The sequence below is a fragment of the Microcoleus sp. PH2017_24_DOB_U_A genome (assembly GCF_020738205.1).
Classification (GTDB): Bacteria; Cyanobacteriota; Cyanobacteriia; order Cyanobacteriales; family Microcoleaceae; genus Microcoleus.
The window spans coordinates 1-3,654 of sequence record NZ_JAEQCT010000200.1 but is presented as its reverse complement, the minus strand read 5'-3'; the positions used below and the strand labels follow the sequence as shown (position 1 = coordinate 3,654).

The following is a 3,654-nucleotide window of genomic DNA, read 5'->3' as shown; positions in this document are numbered from 1 at the left end:
AATCTTGACTCCAGGCAAGTCTAATAGATAGTCTAAATAAAAGTCCATGACAGTAAATGTATTGTTTGTTACATTATACACCATAAAGTCAGGAGAGCCTGCCCAATCCCTCCGCTTCGCTCCGCCCAATGCCCTGTTTGGCCAATGCCCTGTTTGGCCAATCCCCAATCCCCAATCCCCAATCCTTAACCAAAAATCCTATATTTATGCAGATTATCACCATCACGGCCGCCGATGCAAATTACTTTGAACTGGTGCGAGGTACTATTTTATCGGTGCGGGAAAAACCAGAGGGCGCTAATGTGGCGATCGGCTTTTTCGATCTAGGCTGCACTCCCGAACAATTGGAGTGGCTGGAAACACAAGTTAATATTATTCAAAAACCCGATTGGGAGTTCAACTTTCCCGGCAAAAATGAAGCACCTCACTATCTCAAAGGACTTTTAGCTCGTCCGTTTCTGCGCCGTTACTTCCCGAATTTCGACATCTACCTGTGGATAGATGCTGATGCTTGGGTGCAGGATTGGCAAGCTATGGAATTATTCGTAAAAGGCGCGGCAAAACGGGGTTTAGCAGTTGTTCCAGAATTAGATAGAGGCTATTATTTAGCTTATGGCAAATTGCCTTGGTACTGGGAATTTGTTTATCGCGATTATCAAGCAGCTTTTGGGGAAGAAGTTGCCAAACAGTTGCACAGCTATCCAACTATCAATGCAGGTATCTTTGCGCTGCACAAAGATGCGCCGCATTGGGAACTTTGGGCGGAATATCTGGATGAGGGATTGCAGCGGCACGTTTCTTTGATGACTGACCAAATAGCGTTAAATCGGCTCGTTTACGGTACTGAAATGTTCGATCGCACAGAGATGCTGCCGGCTGGGTGCAATTGGAGCTGCAACTTCGGTTTGCCCGTCTGGGACAAGCAGCGACGCTGTTTTGTGGAGCCGTATTTGCCGCACGGGGCGATCGGCATTCTGCACATCACAGGTCACAAGCACGACTTGGTAAAATTAGCAACAACCGACGGGAATCAAATAGAAATTAGTCTCCGCTACCAACCGATTCAACCGCCAGTATCCCCACAATTAAAATCAGAAAAAATGACAGTACAACCACCCTCTCAAATTCAAAATAATACATTGCCTGTCGGAGATTACGTCTCGCCCGGACTAAAAATTATTCTCCCAGATGTGTACTTTTTCAACATGATTGTGGGCGATACTAATACTTGTCCGTGGCCGTATCTGCGCCGGGAAATTAAGCACAATTGGTATGTCGATCGCCGTGCTAGTTCAGTCGGATTTCTCAGTCGCGACGAAGCACACATTCTTTACAATACAGCCCTGCAATTTTCAGGTAAAAAAGCATTAGAAATTGGCTGCTGGCTGGGTTGGTCTGCTTGTCATTTAGCACTCGCCGGAGTTGAGTTAGATGTCGTCGATCCGCTATTAGAAAGAGATGATATTAGACAAAGCGTAATAGATTCAATTCAAGGCGCTCTCAATGCGTCTGGCGTGCAAACTTCCGTTGAACTCATACCCGGTTACAGCCCCCAAAGAGTAGAGCAATTAGCAAAGGATTTGAACCGGAAATGGTCGTTAATTTTTATTGACGGAGAACACGAAGGTGATGGGCCGTTAAATGATGCGATCGCCTGCGAAAAATTGGCAGAAGAAGATGCAATAATTTTATTTCACGATTTAGCTGCTCCGGCTGTTGCTAAGGGTTTAGATTACTTGAAACAACAGGGTTGGCAAACGATAGTATATCAAACAATGCAAATTATGGGTGCAGCTTGGCGGGGGAATGTCGAGCCTGTAAAACATCAACCCGATCCTAATATTTATTGGGATTTGCCAGCACATTTGCAGGGTTATGAAATTAGCAGTTTAAACGGTATTGATTCGACCCCATACAGTAAAAAAAATAAACAAAAACAGTCATCTTATACAAGAGATTTCTACGAATTAATAGGAGAAGGAACTCGCAGTTCTGCTATAGAAATTATTCCCCTGCTGTTAGACTTGCTGCAACCAAATTTACCTAAAAGTGTAGTGGATGTGGGCTGCGGTACGGGAAGTTGGTTGGCTGCTTTTCATAAGTTGGGAATTGCTGACTGTTTGGGAATAGATGGCGATTATGTCGATCGCACTCTTTTACAAATTCCTTTAAATCAGTTCCAATCCGCCGATTTAAAGCAACCGCTGCAATTAAAAAGAAAGTTTGACTTAGCAATTTCTCTAGAAGTTGCAGAACATTTACCAGGTACCTGTGCTGAAACCTTTGTTAATTCTCTCACTAAACTAGCACCAGTAATTTTGTTTTCGGCTGCGATACCGTTTCAAGGAGGCGTCGAACACGTTAACGAACAGTGGCCGCAATATTGGGTAAATTATTTTCATACAAAAGGTTTTGCAGTCGTGGATTGCTTGAGGAGAAAAATATGGAACAATGACAAAGTAGAGCCTTGGTACGCTCAGAATATATTTATTTTTGTTAAACAAGAATATTTATCGAGATATCCAATGTTAGAAAGTGAATATCAAAACACGGATTTGAATCAATTAGCGATTGTACATCCCAAGATTTATTTTTATAGCTTGCAAGCTGCTCAAAAGTCAGCCCAAACAGAAAGTTTCAGGCAAATTTCTGCATCCCAGCAATTGGAAAATCGACCTTTGGTATCTGTGATTGTTCCCTGCTACAATCAATCTCACTTTTTGCCACAAGCGGTAACTAGCGCAATTAAGCAAACTTACAAAAATTTGGAAATTATCATTGTCAATGATGGCAGCTTAGATACTACAAGCACAGTTGCCAAAAATTTAATAGCAGCAAATCCCCAGCATAAAATCAGGCTGGTAGAACAAACAAATCAAGGGCTGTCTCTGGCAAGAAATGCGGGAATAGCAGCAGCAAATGGTGAATACATTATGCCTTTGGATGCTGACGATATTTTAGCTGAAAATGCGTTGAATAGTCTTTTAGAAATATGCTTAAAATCTCATGTACCTTGTGTAGCATTTGGTTCTTATCAAATGTTTGGCACAGAAAATCGCATAGTACCGAGTAGCGATTTGTATTCGCCGGAAAACATCAAGCACTCTAACATGATTCACCCGTCTTCACTGTATCACAAATCTATTTTGGATTTAGTGGCAGGTTATAAAATTGGGATGAAAGAAGGTTACGAAGATTGGGAATTTTGGGTCAATTGTCACAGACATAATATCCCATTTTTCGGAACGAAAGAAGTAGTTGTCAATTATCGGCGTTCCCAGGGTTCTATGTTGGAAAAAGCTCAGCAACATCATGAAAAGTTGGTAGCACAAATTGTTTGTTACAACCGGGATATTTATGATATTGAAAGCGTGAAGAATGCTGAGAAATTCTTGGAAGCAATCGCAAATTAATCTTTTTTATCTGGTAGGGTGCGTCGCTGCTATATTTTTGATTTTAATTGCAGATTGTCGAGTGCGACGCACTCTACATTATCTATCGGTTGATTGAAATTGTAATTTCAACCTACATTTTATTTGTAGGGGCGGGTTCGCCAACCATACATAATAATCACCGACAATTAATATAAACCCGCCCCCGCCCCACCGTAAATCTGAATGTACATTAATATTGTTTGTTGGGTGAGGGCGGGTT

Annotated in this window: 1 protein-coding gene; it reads left to right on the top strand. The window is 41.9% G+C overall.

Annotation, left to right across the window (positions count from 1 at the left end; genetic code table 11):
- Positions 1–206 precede the first annotated feature (206 nt).
- Positions 207–3,413: a glycosyltransferase gene (locus JGK07_RS32960; RefSeq protein WP_293226796.1), complete on the top strand. Its 3,207-nt coding sequence runs from the start codon at positions 207–209 to the stop codon at positions 3,411–3,413.
- The last annotated feature ends 241 nt before the right edge of the window (positions 3,414–3,654 follow it).